The following is a 15,011-nucleotide window of genomic DNA, read 5'->3' on the forward strand; positions in this document are numbered from 1 at the left end:
CAGGTTTTTACACGGTAACGATAAGTGGTTTTGCAAGCGGAACAGAAACCCGCACGTATGAGTTGGTTAACCCCCCATTACTCACGGTAGACTTGGGGCAAGACGTAGTATTGTGTAGAGACCAAGGTGTGAGTTACGATATTAGCACAGAAGCAGAAGGCGCCATCTACCAGTGGACGTCCGACACAGGATTTAGCAGCAGCTCGCCCATAGTAGATTTAGACCAAGCCGGTACCTATAGCGCCACAGTAAGCACTCCACTAGGTTGTACAGCCAGCGGCACGGTTACCATAACCACGGTAGCGCAAGATATAAGTGCAGAACTAGCATTATCTACCCAAGCCTTTACCGATGAGAGCATCATGGCAGTAGACATCAGTTATCCACTCCCAGACCGTGTAGAATGGATATTACCAGAAAAGGCGGAGTTATTGGAGCAAGACCAAGACCAGGTAGCTTTCTTGTTTCAAGAGCCCGGGGAGTATGAGATAGGAATGATTACTTACCGTGGACCATGTACGGCATTCCAATACAAGACTATATTGGTATTAGAAAAAGACCAAACGGTTAGCGGCGAGGGTACGGATGGGTATCAAAAGCGGGTAGATGAGTTTTTAGCTTATCCTAACCCTACTACCGGTAGTTTCACAGTAGAAGTAGGGCTAACAGAGGTAGCCAACGTATCGGTTAAGGTATTCAACCTAGCCAACAACCGTGTTATAGCAGCAGAAAAGGTAGGGGGAGAAGATTATTACCAAATGGCAATGGATATCAGCTCTGAACCCGCAGGCATATACGCTGTACTCATAGAAACCCCGTATGGAAAATACCTAAGAAAAGTGATTAAAAACTAATTGATATAAAATAGAACCATTTATCCGTAGTAAAGCGGAAGATTAAAGCAATTAAACCAACCAACTTGAGTAAAACACTAGTACTAATTTTTATGATGTGCTCATCATTTGTTTTTGCGCAAAGCATCAATTTTGACCAGCTAGGTAAAGAAAAATGGCTGCGTTATAATGGTGGTATATCCGCAAATGGTATTTATTATGATGGTACAGCCAATAGGCAACCCTTTACCTATTATTTAAATGGTAACTTAAACTTTAATGTAGCTGGGGTATATAATATTCCATTATCCTTTAGTTATTCTAATCAAGAATTTGATTTTCCCAATCCATTCAAATTTAACCGGTTTAGTTTTCATCCCTCTTACAAATGGATTACAGGTCATTTTGGAGACGTAGCGATGACATTTTCACCATATACACTGGCAGGGCATCAATTTACTGGGGCAGGATTAGAGTTAAATCCAGAAGGGAAATTTAAGATTAGTGCTATGTATGGGCGTTTATTAAGACCTACAGAGTATAATCCAGAAGAACCTCAAGCACAAACAGCATATCAACGAATGGGGTACGGGCTTAAAACATCGTATGAATTTGAATTTGCCCAATTTGGGGCTATAATTTTTAGGGCTAAAGATGATATCAATTCTTTAACCAATCCCATACCTATAGAAACTGGCGTACAACCCAAAGAGAATACGGTAGTATCCTTGGAATCTGACTTTAAATTATTTGATAAAGCAAGGTTGCATATAGAGTATGCTGTTTCTGGTATAACAGAAGATACCAGACAAGCTACGGCTAGACCAACGGCAGGTATGTTATCTTTTTTGTTAGATGAAAACATTACCACCAATTATTACAACGCAATAAATGCCAATATAACATACCCAGCAGGGAATGGAACTTTGGGGGTTGGTTACGAGCGTATAGACCCGGAATATAAAACCTTGGGAGCTTATTTCTTTAATAATGATTTGGAAAATATCACCGTTAATGCTTCGCAAACCTTATTCAATGGTAAATTAAATGTTGCTGCCAATGCAGGTTTACAACAAGATAACCTAGATAAAAGTAAGAACACACAGCTGCAACGCATTGTAAGTGCCTTTAATGTTGGGTTAAATGCATCGGAAAAAGTGAGTATGAATGCATCTTACAGTAATTTTCAATCATACACCAACATACGGGACCAGTTTGACTATATCAACCAAGTAGGGCAATTAGATAATGTAGACACTTTAAATTACCGTCAAATTTCGCAAAACGCCAATTTTGGCTTAAACGTTGCCACAAAAAAATCAGAAACCAAACAACACAATGCAAGCATTAATTTGGTCTACCAAACATCTGACAATCAACAAGAGGGAGAGACCATAGATGGCGGTAAATCTTCTTTTTACAATGCAGCAATAGCCCATACGTGGGGTTTTATGCCGCATCAACTTAAAATAGCATTGGCAGGTAACGTATCTTACAATACTACTGGTGGTATAGATGATAATATGATTCTAGGCCCTACACTTTCTGTAGGCAAACAGTTTTTTGATAAGCGGTTAAGAACCAATTTATCTTCTAGTTACAATACCTCATTCACCAATGGCAATCAAGACAACTCGGTTTTCAATATTCGCTTTAACAGCGGCTATACTTGGTTTAAAAAGCACAATTTTAATTTCTCAGCCTTATACCTCACTAGAAATAGTAGCACAAGCACCGGGAACGATGTTACCCTTTCTTTAGGCTATACCTATACCTTTGATAATTTTAGGTTAGACCTTAAGTGGAACAAAAGCGAGCGGATAAAAAAAGAACGCAACTATGTTAGTTTTAGGTTCCGTAACGTTACCTATAGTGGCAGCATAGCAGAAGTAAATACACAATTATCAGATGTATTTAATAGCGAACAGTTTCGTTTTATCCCCGAAAAAGAAAAAGAGGCTTTGATTTTAGATTTAACAATTGTTAAAAAAGAGACCAAAAGTGGTAAGTACAAAGAAAAAGCACTCGATTTCTTGTCTAAACTATATGATTTTAAGGATTTTGAAGAATTGTTTAACCGCAGTTTATTCAATGCAATCCGTAAAACCAAGGCTGAGTTTAACCAGCGCGATTTAAACTTGGAAGAAGACATGGTCTTGGCAAAATCAGATTTAATAAGTCATCCATTGCATGGTAAGGATAGTATTGGTTTACAGATTGAAGAATTAAAGTTATTGCCAGCATACCGTAAATTAAAATTGCATCATAAGGACCGGTTAGAAAAATTGGTGGGTTACCGTTGGATGCAGCAAGATTTAGAAAAATACACCAATGTCTATGCCGTAAAAGGTATGGATGGGCATTTAAAGCGCTTTAAAGACAAGTTTTTTATCAAAGCCAAGGAGACCTTAGAACAGTCTGGAGATGAAAGTATACTAACAGCTTGGTTAGAAAGAGAAATGAACATTTACTATTATAAAAAGTCGTTACAACTGGTAGACCCAGAGGCTTTTATATTAAAATATACCTATAAGAATTAACCTTATGGAAAAGTACAACAACATATTAAGAAGTATGCTAAAATGTAGTAGTAGCTTCTTGGGTAATACCAAGCTAGGATTCATGGCATTGTTATGGGGACTTTTACTGAGTGGTTGGGCAACAAATGCACAAGGCTATCCTGTACAAGTGATACCACAGGTAACCCCCCCGCCGCCCATATACTTATCAGAATATGCAGATGCATCTGTTACCAATGGGCCGTTACGGGTACAATTGTTGTTGAATGATTTTTCTATCTCTAATAGAGAAGTACGGTTACGCATGTATTTTGATGGTAACGGACTTTCTTTCCAAAGCAACCCCATAGTAAATGGCGCAGCACCTTTATTTTTAGATGGTGGGGTGCCTTTAGTTTTAACACAAACGGATTTAGCGCCTTATTTTCAGTTCGAGAATATTAGCGGTGTTTCTGGCAATGCCTATGGTAAAGTATTGGCAGAAGGTTCGTATAGTGTATGTTATGAAGTTATAGATGTGCTCACGGGCAATGCCTTGTCTGCGCGTACCTGTGCTGCAGCTATTGTTTTCCAGAATGAACCTCCTTTGTTGGTAATGCCATACAACCGTGCCCATGTAGAGGAAAAAAATCCACAAAATATTGTATTTCAATGGACGCCAAGACACCTTAACGTGACCAATGTGGAATACCAGCTAGATATTGTAGAAGTGTGGGATAACCAAGTAGACCCACAGCAAGCATTTTTGTCTTCGCCACCTGTTTTTAGTATTACAACCAATAGTACCAACTACGTTTATGGCCCCGCAGACCCACTCCTATTATCTGGTAAGCGCTATGCTTGGCGGGTAACGGCAAAAGCCTTGCAGGGTACGGAAGAAATAGGGTTATTTAAGAACCAAGGGCACTCAGAAATCTATAGTTTTAGCTACGCAGGGGAGTGTGGTTTACCAGAAGGCGTAACTTATGAAGTTAAAGGTAAGTCTAATGTTAACCTGTATTGGACAGATTTTTCTACTGACGTACCAGAATATACCATACGTTACCGTAAAAAAGAAGGGGAGAACAACGAGTGGTTTTATAGTAAAACTACGAGCAATACAACAACCCTTTGGGATCTTACAGCAGGGACCACCTACGAGTACCAAATTGCCAAAAGTTGTGGTATTGTGGTAAGTGATTTTACCCCTGTAGATGAATTTACCACCGCACTAGAAAATGAAGAAGATAGTTTGTACGAGTGTGGTATAGACCCTAATTTTTCTGTAGAAAACACCAATCCATTAGCGAGTTTAAGTCCTGGGGAAAGCTTTGTAGCTGGGGATTTCCCGGTTACCGTAGAAACCGCAAGTGGTAGCAATGGCCGTTTTACCGGTACGGGCTTTGTACGGATTCCCTATTTGCGAAACTTAAAAGTAGCCGTAGAGTTTACCAATGTGTTGGTAAATACAGACAGCCAGTTAGCAGAGGGTAGTGTACGTACGGTGTATGATTATGAAAATAGCAGTATTTTAGATATAGATGAAGTCATAGATACCATAGACACTATAGCGGAGCAAGTGGGTGAGTTTTTTGAAGGGGATAACGATTTAGACGAAATAACCGTAAACTTCCCTATAGCAGATACCACGGCTATTAAGGTGCAAGACGGTAACGTTGTTATAACCAACCCCGCCAATGGCGCCACCGTTACCGAACCTCTTGGAGACGATATGGTAATTACCGATTCTGAAGGAAACGTGTACCACGTAGATGCAGCAGGTAATGTTACCAAGGGTGGTATTAAAGACTCCGGGGGAATAGTAAATGCAGACAATGTTTCTGGGGTTAATAACAGAGGTGAGATAGAATCTTTAACAGCACCTGGCATAAAAGTAACCTTTAACACCAAGGGCACTTACGGTATGGACCGTATGCCAAGTGGTGCTAATGCTGCCTTAAAAGAAGAGTATACTATAATAAAAGATTATGAAGGCAAAGACTATGTACTAACCCACCATGCGGTAAAAAAAGGTGCAGACACTCAAATTTTAGCAAACATAGCGGTAACGGGTAATGACTACACCGCAGAAGACCTTATTTTTAAGACCAAGCAAGGCGAAACGGTAACCAAAGACGTTGTAAATGGAGAAACCTATTTAAAATTAAATGGGCATTACACCTTAGAGAGTGAGACTATTTATGCCGTAGTTACCTCTAAGCAAGATACTACCAAGCAACTTACCGCAGGGGCGTTTACCCTTTGGCATTTAACGGAGCGCAGTGTAGACGTAGCACTCGTAGCGGTAAATAATGCCCAATTAGATAATTACCAAGATACCATAGACCAAATTTTTAACCAAGGTGTAGCCCAAGTAAATTTTGCAAAGCCTTTACAAATAAGCATAACTGCTGAAGAATTGGGCGGTAGTTTAGATGTTGGGGACAGCCCATTTGCAGCGGCATATAATGCGGAGCAAAAAATGCTAATAAATAAGGTTAAAAATCATCCAGATTACAATAGGGATACCTATTATATTTTGGTGTTTAATGATATACCTGCCGCTACGGGCATTGCCGGCTTTATGCCACTACAACGCCAATTTGGGTTTGTGTTCTCTGGCTCAGGAGAAGAAGAAGGGAAAGGTGGCGATAAAGGCAAAGTATTGGCGCACGAAATGGGCCATGGCATTTTTGCCTTACAACACCCATTTGCAAAATACGGCAGCGATATGGAAAACGCTACCGATTGGTTAATGGATTATAACGGAGGCACCGGCTTGCCCCACATGCATTGGGCACAAATACACAACCCAGACCTTAAATTTTACACCTTCCAAGATGAGGAGGATGGGGAGTACGAACCTTGGGAATTTGTAACCAGTCAAGATTTCTCCATAGCCAATTTAAGTGCGGATATCGAAAACTATACATTTATTACCCCAGCTGGAGTTTTATTTACGCTACCTAACACAGCGGTAGATGTATCCTTTTTAAGTGGCTTTCTACATGCTTTTACCATTGCAAATGAGAGATACGTTGCAGGGCAGGGTAAAAGTTCCAAACGTTTTTTAGGTTATTATGCAGATTTTAATAAAAACAATACCAAATACAAAGACCTTATTACCACAACCCTAGCCGATTCAAATATTAGAGCCTATTACGGTTATGTAGATGAAAACCTTGGTTGTAACGGAAATAAATTGCTGAGCGCTACTTTTATAGGTGATCGCAATGGAACAACATATGGTAATGTCTCGGATAAAAACATCAAATCATTCATCCATTTGGCAAAAAAGGCCTACGATGAAGATGTAAATTTATTAGCTCAAAATGACATTGAAGAAATAACTCAGGTACAAGATGTTTTCAATTGTTTAAAATCCGATGATTTAAAGGTTCTTTACAAGTACATACAATACCAACACCCAGATTTTGCACACTTGGAATCGATGTTTCAAAATTTGAATAAGCTGGGGCAAGTGCGTATAATGGGATTTTTATCAACCGCTGATGACGATACTTCATCTACTGAAAATACGGTTGATTTTGATTTGTCTACGACCGGGTTAGCAATAGAGTTCAAGAATGCTGTTGATGGTTATGTTAGCAGATTTACAGAAGAGCAATTAAAAACCAAAAATCTGCATATAAAAGTTATGCTTGGCGGTAAGCACGCTTTTAGTTTTAAAACATGGCAAGATGTTTTTAATTGTACCGTATCCTTTACAAATACTTTTCAATCAACAGATAGTTTTGTACCCAGATGTATGTGGTATGGTATAGATGAAGGCATTCAATACTATAGCAAGTTTGATCCAGCATTTATGTCTGGGGTTACAGATGGCGGTCTTATGGCTGTTAAGGATGTGGTTGAGTTGGTGAATCAACTTCAACAGTTGTCAGAAGCGTATACACAAGGTTTAGCTTTTCTACCAGAGGAGGAAATAGAAGCAGAAGTTACAAGGTTGATTACAACACTATCTGACATTGTAACCAATTTGCCACGGCTACAAGGCTATTATACTGTTCAGAGTGAATATCAAGAATATTTAGAATTATTTAAAATAAGTGCAATAGTAAATCAATTAATTATTGATGGGGTTGCTAATTATGCCGAAGATACCGCTATTGATAGTTTTAAAAAATTGATTGAAAGCTTAAAAACCAATGCGCCAGAAAAATATAGGGAGTGGCAAAATTGGGTAGGCAACAATACTTCTGAATCCTTCACGAGTCGTAAAGCCGAATATCAAGCAACTAGAGACGAGTTTATTACTGTTTTAACCTTTCTAAAAGATCTAACAGATCCTGAAAATCAAGAAATGAGAGATGCTGTATTTGCGTCTTTACAGCAAGAACTTGGTGATTATTGGGAAACAGTTGCAGCTAAAAATAGTGTAGCAAGATACCAACAAGGTAAAATAGTTTTTCAGATAGTTTCAGAATTGGCAATTGCCTATGTTTCTGGCGGTAGCGGTAATATGGCCACTATACTCTCAAAGGCAGGTGCGCTCTCACAAAAATCCATAAGAATAGCCACAAGAATTGCTAAAAGAATATTAAGGAATTTAAATGAGGTTAGCATAAAGGTAGATGGCAACGATTTATTACTGGATAACCAAACAATCGCAAAAATACTACAAGATGGTTTGGAAATGGAGATAGATAAAGTTCCAAATACCATTAATCTTGAAGAAACTGAGACAATTTTAGATGAAATTCAATTACCGGTACTGCAACAAGATGGTACCTTTAAAGAAACCACTATAAAAGTAGTTGAAAGTAATGGTATTAAATATTACGTAGAAGTAGATATTGATTTAAATGACCTAGTAAACTCTCTAAAAAATAGTTTACCAGCTAATTATAGCAATAAAGTAGACCAGCTTTTGGATAATTTAAATCTAACAACTACTTTAACGGATCAAGAAAAAGGAGCGCTATTAAATAAAGTTTTAGATTTAGAAGACGCCCATAAGTTCATTGATGATTTTGCTGCAGATGCCGATAAACTGGCCACCATAGCTGGGAAACCGCAGTTGGTTGATAGTTGGAAGGTGCTACAGAATACTTCTTTTAGTACCGAAATTAAGTGGCTCGAATCATTTGATGCTCTTAAAAAGAATGATCTATTAAAGTATGTAAGTGATATTAGTGACGCAGAAGTTACTGCGATTCACCGATATACTGTTAATAATTTCGAGTTAACTAAAGGAGCATATACAGGTACATTAACTGTGAAACAACAGGAGTGGATAGATTTAGTAAACTCAGGATTAGACAAATTGAGACCGACCAAAGGTTATCAAGGAAAAGTTTTTAGAGGGAGTAACCGACCAGAATCAGAAATCATTGAAAAGTATGTTATTGTTTATAACGAGGGGGGCGCAAGAGGAATTACTCCAAGAGTAAATGAACCGCCATTACTTTCAACTTCAAAGAATGCAGATGTAGCAGAAGATTTTATTCAAAGGTTTAAGTCACCTAATAATGCTGAAGTAATGTTTGAAATAACATCAAGGAGAGGTGTTGATATTGATGACATATCAGATTACGGTAAAAATTTAGGTCCTAAAAATCATCCTGACAGGTTGGTGCAAGAGGAAGTAATTTTGTCAAATAATCAAGATTATGAAATCTTAGATGTAATAAAGTCCACTAATACTGATGGTTCTATCAGGTATTTAATCAAGCTATCTGAGTAATAATGAGTGAAAAAGATATTGAAATACTTAATGCACAAACCTTTTTTGTAAATAGAAGGGATATTGGTTCTGAATCAAAAGAGGAGCTTATTGGAGATGCTTTAAATAAGAATATACCGTTAGAAAAATTAAGTTATTACAATTGGCAAGATAGAGAGCTAATTAAGGCAATTAGGGAAAGGGATGAAACTCAATTTACATTTTTTTGGGAGACGAAAAGCCCCTTTTCTCAATGGCATAAATCCTTATTTAAATCTTCGGATGTATCCTTTCATAAGGGAATTTATGAGCAACAAAAAGAGTATTTAAAGAGTAGCTTGCCCAATGAGTTGGAGTTTAGTTCTGCTGAGCAATTTATGATGTATCATAAGGCAATCATTTTTTTGGATAGAGAGATTGCAGATAAAATACTAAACACCTCTAACCCGAGAAAGCTTAAGGAGCTTGGTCGACAAGTCAAAAACTATGATGATGATATTTGGAAATATCATCGTAGTAATGTGATATATGCAGCTAACAAAGCCAAGTTTAGTCAAGCTCCACATTTAATGGATGTTTTAACTGACACGATTGGAACTACACTTGTAGAGGCAGCTCCGAATGATCAGATATGGGGAATTGGGTTAGTTGCTGATGATCCTAAGGCTCAGCAAAGAGAGACTTGGGAGGGTAAAAATCTCTTAGGAGAAATACTTACTCTTTTACGTATGGAGTTTATGGGGATGTATTAGTCTACCTCAAATTAATTTTAGCAGCCTTGATAAAATGGTCAATGGTAATAATCAGCGACTCTCTTTCGCTTTTTCCTTTTCAGAATACCCCCAGCTGGCGCTAGTTTATAACTAGTGCCGTACCAAGTAAGAAGGGTAAAGTACTGAGTAGAAAGTACAAAGTAAAAAGCACTGTTTGTATTCGTCATGCTGAACTTGTTTCAGCATCTTAGTGTTGTAGTAATGAGAATTTCTATTTCATAAATTGCTATTGCTGTCTGGTCGAGCGCAGTCGAGACCTCTTAGTAAGTAAAAATTGCCATATGTTATTAAATCCCTTGGCAAATTCATTTTTTCACTTTACTTCTATCCACGAAAAACGAAAAACGAAAAACGAAAAACGATTGTCCATCAACCCAACACCCAAACAAAACACAACTTTCCGTATTTTTGCAGCCAATTTAGTACAGCAGCAATACAACCATGAAATACAGAAGACTCACTAAAGAGCAGTTAGAGGAGCTACACCAAGAGTTTATCAACTTTTTAGCAACCCAGAGCATCACCGCAATGGAGTGGGAGCAATTAAAAAAAGACAAGCCTGCAGTAGCAGAAGAGGAGCTAGATGTGTTTAGCGATTTAATCTGGGAAGGGGTTTTAAACAAGGTTAACTATTTAGAAAACATATCGGAACGCCACATGCATCTGTTTCATTTAGAAGAGAAAGAGATGAAACTGATTTCCGTAAAAGTGATGAATCCAGAAATAGACCTGCGCACCAAAGAAGGTTTTGGTTGGTTTAAAAAGAACTGGCAATCAGACTTTGTAGAATACCTCACCGCATCCAAAGCATACAGCCACGATAAAAATGTAGATAAGTTTGAGCTTATTAAACAAGGGGCAGTCATAACCAAAGGGGAATTGTACCAATGGTTCGATGCTATTATAGAAAACTAAATATTGAAATAAACGGTCGGCCTAGTCCAGCTTTGGCAGGGCGGCCATGGCAACTTATATTTGCATTTTAAATACAACTTATGGCCCAAAAACCAAGCATACCTAAAGGAACTCGCGATTTTTCTCCAGTAGAGGTCGCTAAGCGTAACCACATTATCAAAACCATAAAAAGGCATTTTGAAACCTTTGGGTTTATGCCCATAGAAACACCAAGTTTTGAGAATTCGGATACTCTTTTGGGCAAGTATGGAGAAGAGGGCGACCGTCTGATTTTTAAGATTTTAAATTCGGGCGACTTTATTTCTAAAGTTGATGATGTTACGTACAGCTCTAAAAATAGCAGTACCATAGCACCTAAAATTACGGAGAAAGCCCTGCGGTATGACCTTACGGTACCGTTTGCGCGGTATGTGGTAATGCACCAGAACGAGATAGATTTTCCATTTAAACGCTACCAAGTACAGCCGGTTTGGCGGGCAGATAGACCGCAAAAAGGTAGGTTTAGGGAGTTTTACCAGTGCGATGCCGATGTGGTGGGTGCCAACAGCCTGCTACAAGAGGTGGAGTTTGTACAGTTGTACGATGCTGTTTTTACAGATTTAGGGCTTACGGGTACTACCATTAAACTAAACAACAGAAAAGTGTTGTCTGGTATAGCGGAGGTTATTGGCGCACAACACCTACTGGTAGATTTTACCGTGGCTTTGGATAAGTTAGATAAGATTGGCGAAGAAAAAGTAAAAGAAGAAATGTTGGCCAAAGGCATTTCCGCCGCTGCAATTGCCAAAGCACAACCGCTTTTTAATATGCAAGGTTCCGCAGCAGAGCAATTAGACCAACTAAAAGATTTGTTGGTAACATCTGCAGTGGGGATGAAAGGTGTGGCAGAGCTAGATGAGATTCTAGAAACCGTGACCGAGTTAGGGCTTAAGTCTGCCAAGCTAGAACTAGATGTTACCCTGGCCCGGGGATTGAATTATTATACGGGAGCTATTTTTGAAGTAGCTGCACCAGAAGGCGTAAAAATGGGGTCTATAGGTGGTGGTGGCCGCTATGACGACCTTACCGGTATTTTTGGACTTAAAGATGTGAGTGGTGTTGGTATTTCTTTTGGTCTAGACCGTATTTATTTGGTGTTAGAAGAGCTGGATTTGTTTCCAAAAGCCATGGAGCAGTCTTTAGATGTATTATGCCTAAATTTTGGACAAAAAGAAGGTCGTGCCGCATTGCGTTTGGTTACGGCATTGCGTGGTCATGGTTTGCGTGCAGATTTGTATCCGTCTGCAACCAAAATGCAAAAACAATTTAAATATGCCGATAAGCGCAATGTACCGTATGTTATTCTTTTGGGTGAAAGTGAAATTGCCCAAGGCGAATTTACTGTAAAAGACATGGCCAAAGGCGAGCAAACTAACTATAGCCTTACCGATTTGGAAGCTTTTGTTACTAAGGTGAAGCAAGGGTAAATTGTTGTCCGGCAGAGCGCAGTCGAGACTTTTTTAAAGTTAAAGGTTAAAAGTACTAACGAATATCTGCCATGTGTCATTTCGAACGGAATAGCGAAGCTTTGACTGAGAAATCTTTTTGGAAGTAATAAGAACGAAGTATAAAGTTTTAAGTGGTCTGTATTCGTCATGCAGAACTTGTTTCAGCATCTCGTTTCTAAAGAATTTATGGTGTCATTTCGATAGAATGGCTAAGCTATGACCGAGAAATCTGTTTGGAAGTAACAAGTACGAAGTACAAAGTTTTAAGTGTCGTCTGTATTCGTCATGCTGAACTTGTTTCAGCATCTTGTTTCTAAGATATTTATGGTGTCATTTCGAACGGAATAGCGTAGCTTTAACTGAAAAATCTGTGTAAAAAATGAATACAGGTGCTCCCTTTGGTAAGGGGAGCTGTCCGAAGGACTGAGGGGTCTATTTTGAAGTTAGAAGTGATTAGCTAAAAGTGAAAAGTACGAAGTAGAAAGTATTAAGTAATCTGTATGCGTCATGCAGAACTTGTTTCAGCATCTCACCCACCTGCTAGCGTTCGAGTAATTGAAGTAAACGCCTGTAATGGTTACGCTACCTAGTAAGCAATACCCTGTTATGTGACTTCAGGCTGTAAAAGTTTATAATTGCTTGTGGATTGTATAAACTAATTTATTTTTAGTAAGTCAGAATATTTAGCTTACCCTTGTGGGTATTAGTTACAAACTAGTGCTAGCAGGATTAGCTTAAAAAAAGTATTTATATCCATATTTGCTAAATATCATTAAAATAAATATCTTTAAGTTATCAAAGCCTTAAAAAATGAACATAAGTTTCACTAAAAAACAGGAAGAGTACATTGCCAAACAAGTAGCTTCAGGTGAGTACCAGAACAATAGCGAAGTAATCAGGGATGCGCTACGATTGCACGAGATTTATCGTGAAAAGGTTATTGCAGATTTAAGGGCTGAAATTGAAAAGGGTTTAAGCAGTGGTATTAGCAAAAGATCGGTAAAAGATATTATCGATGCAAAACGCAAATCCAAGAAAACGGCTTGATGACCTCCCACAAACTTAAATTATTCTTGTTAACCAAAGATGCAGATTCAGATTTAGATGAAATTTTTGATTATTCAGAAGCTGAATTCGGATTTAATAAAGCAGTTAAATATTTATCTGATTTTGAAAATTTATTTGAACAACTGGTTAAAAATCCCAATCTCGGAAGAGAGCGAAATGAAATAAAAAAAGGTATTTATAGCATTATTGAAAATGAGCATATTGTATTTTATGAGATACATGAAAATCATATTTTGATTGCAAGAGTATTACATGGTAGAAAGGATATTCCTAAATTTATTAAATAACGGAAGTAGCAAATTATTTGAAATAAAAAAAAATCTTAAAGACAAAACCTAGTTACAACCCATCAATTGGAAGAATTAATCAATTTGGTCGAAGACAATACTCCCAACTAGCGCTAGTTTTCAAATAGTGCTGTACTGAGTAGGAAGGGTAAAGTACTGAGTAGAAATTGAAGATTATAAAGTATTGTCTGTATCCGTCATGCAGAACTTGTTTCAGCATCTCGTTTTAGGGAAATTTATGGTGTCATTTCGATAAGAATAGCGTAGCTATGACTGAGAAATCTGTTTAAAAAACGAATACAGGTGCTCCCTTTAGTAAGGGGAGCTGTCCGAAGGACTGAGGGGTCTGTTTTGAAGTTAGAAGTGATTAGTTAAAAGCTAAAAGTATTATCGAATACCTGCAATGTGTCATTTCGATAGTTGTAGCAGCGCTACGACTGATATCTCATTCTATTTTTTTCTTTTGTCTTGATACAAAATGAAACAAAAAAACAAGTCTGTATGGGGTACTTGCTACGCAACACTCGCTCTCAAGGCTGCATGCTCTTTTTCGAACAAGTTCGAAACGCACTTTCGCTATTTCGCTCATTAGTACTGCATACCGACGGTTGTGGATACGCGGAATATTCATTTTTAATGCATTAATGTTAGACTGAGAAATCTTTTCGGAAGTAACAAGGACGAAGTACAAAGTATTAAGTGCCGTCTGTATTCGTCATGCTGAACTTGTTTCAGCATCTTGTTTGTAAAAAATTTATAGTGTCATTTCGATAAGAAAAGTGAAGCTTTGACTGAGAAGTCTTGTTAGAATTAAAAAGTACGAAGTACGAAGAGCCGTATGTACTCTAAGGTCTTAGTAAATTCATTCACTTAACTATCAACGAAAAACGAAAAACGAAAAACGAACAACTATCGTTTAAGTCGAGCCTGTATTTCTTTACAAATCAGCTTATAATAATCGGAGCCATGGGGCACGTAGACATTCATCTGTGCAAGCCCCCATGTTTCTTCTGCAAACCTCAAGAGCGGTTTTAATTGTAACGCATCAACCTCAGATTCTTGTTTGGTCAATTGGGATAGGGGTACGGTAAGCGCACATAAATACACCTGGTGAAATTCGTTATCCTGTATGCCATTAGAATGGGTATGCATCGCTTTTACAACGGCAATTTTCTCTAACTGTTCAGGTTTAATCGTTAATCCAATCTCCTCTATAACTTCCCGCACAGCGGCAACCTTATACGCTTCACCAGCGGCAATATGCCCCGCAACGGAAACATCCCAAAGTAGGGGATGGGTGGCCTTGTTTTTTCCACGTTGTTGTAGCAAAACTTCACCTCGGTTGGTATAAAACCATACATGTACCGTAGGGTGGAAAAGTCCACGTTGGTGCGCTTCGTACTTAAGCAAAACGGTTCCCGTTGGGGAACCGTCTTCATGCAATATATCTATCAATTCGTCCAT

General features: G+C 38.2%; 9 protein-coding genes. 8 read left to right on the forward strand and 1 reads right to left on the reverse strand.

What is annotated here, in order from left to right; all coding sequences use genetic code 11:
- The 8 genes from FBT53_RS02740 to FBT53_RS02775 all read left to right on the forward strand — a co-directional run.
- Positions 1–854 (forward strand): T9SS type A sorting domain-containing protein (locus tag FBT53_RS02740; protein WP_136949645.1); only part of this gene is annotated, 854 nt, incomplete at its 5' end.
- Between the two features lie 65 nt (positions 855–919).
- On the forward strand, positions 920–3,373 hold the full coding sequence (locus tag FBT53_RS02745) for a hypothetical protein (RefSeq protein ID WP_136949646.1): 2,454 nt from the start codon (positions 920–922) through the stop codon (positions 3,371–3,373).
- 4 nt (positions 3,374–3,377) lie between these two features.
- On the forward strand, positions 3,378–9,038 hold the full coding sequence (locus tag FBT53_RS02750; RefSeq protein WP_136949647.1) for a fibronectin type III domain-containing protein: 5,661 nt from the start codon (positions 3,378–3,380) through the stop codon (positions 9,036–9,038).
- A 2-nt stretch (positions 9,039–9,040) separates the two neighbouring features.
- Positions 9,041–9,769, forward strand: coding sequence for an NADAR family protein (locus tag FBT53_RS02755; RefSeq protein ID WP_136949648.1), 729 nt, complete (start codon positions 9,041–9,043; stop codon positions 9,767–9,769).
- 462 nt (positions 9,770–10,231) lie between these two features.
- Positions 10,232–10,705 carry a DUF6495 family protein gene (locus tag FBT53_RS02760; RefSeq protein WP_136949649.1) on the forward strand — a complete coding sequence of 158 codons (474 nt, stop codon included), beginning with the start codon at positions 10,232–10,234 and terminating at the stop codon, positions 10,703–10,705.
- An 80-nt stretch (positions 10,706–10,785) separates the two neighbouring features.
- On the forward strand, positions 10,786–12,171 hold the full coding sequence (gene hisS, locus FBT53_RS02765; protein WP_136949650.1) for a histidine--tRNA ligase: 1,386 nt from the start codon (positions 10,786–10,788) through the stop codon (positions 12,169–12,171).
- An 831-nt stretch (positions 12,172–13,002) separates the two neighbouring features.
- Positions 13,003–13,239 carry a type II toxin-antitoxin system ParD family antitoxin gene (locus tag FBT53_RS02770; protein ID WP_080318507.1) on the forward strand — a complete coding sequence of 79 codons (237 nt, stop codon included), beginning with the start codon at positions 13,003–13,005 and terminating at the stop codon, positions 13,237–13,239.
- Complete coding sequence (locus FBT53_RS02775) at positions 13,239–13,547, forward strand: type II toxin-antitoxin system RelE/ParE family toxin (RefSeq protein WP_080318506.1); 309 nt, start codon at positions 13,239–13,241, stop codon at positions 13,545–13,547. Before FBT53_RS02770 ends, FBT53_RS02775 begins: the two co-directional genes overlap by 1 nt.
- A 909-nt stretch (positions 13,548–14,456) precedes the next feature.
- Here the strand turns inward: FBT53_RS02775 and FBT53_RS02780 are convergent.
- Positions 14,457–15,011 (reverse strand): NUDIX domain-containing protein, encoded by a 555-nt coding sequence (locus FBT53_RS02780; protein ID WP_136949651.1) that lies wholly within the window; start codon positions 15,009–15,011, stop codon positions 14,457–14,459.

Source organism: Flavobacterium sp. ASW18X (genome assembly GCF_005144745.1).
Taxonomy (GTDB): Bacteria; Bacteroidota; Bacteroidia; order Flavobacteriales; family Flavobacteriaceae; genus Croceivirga.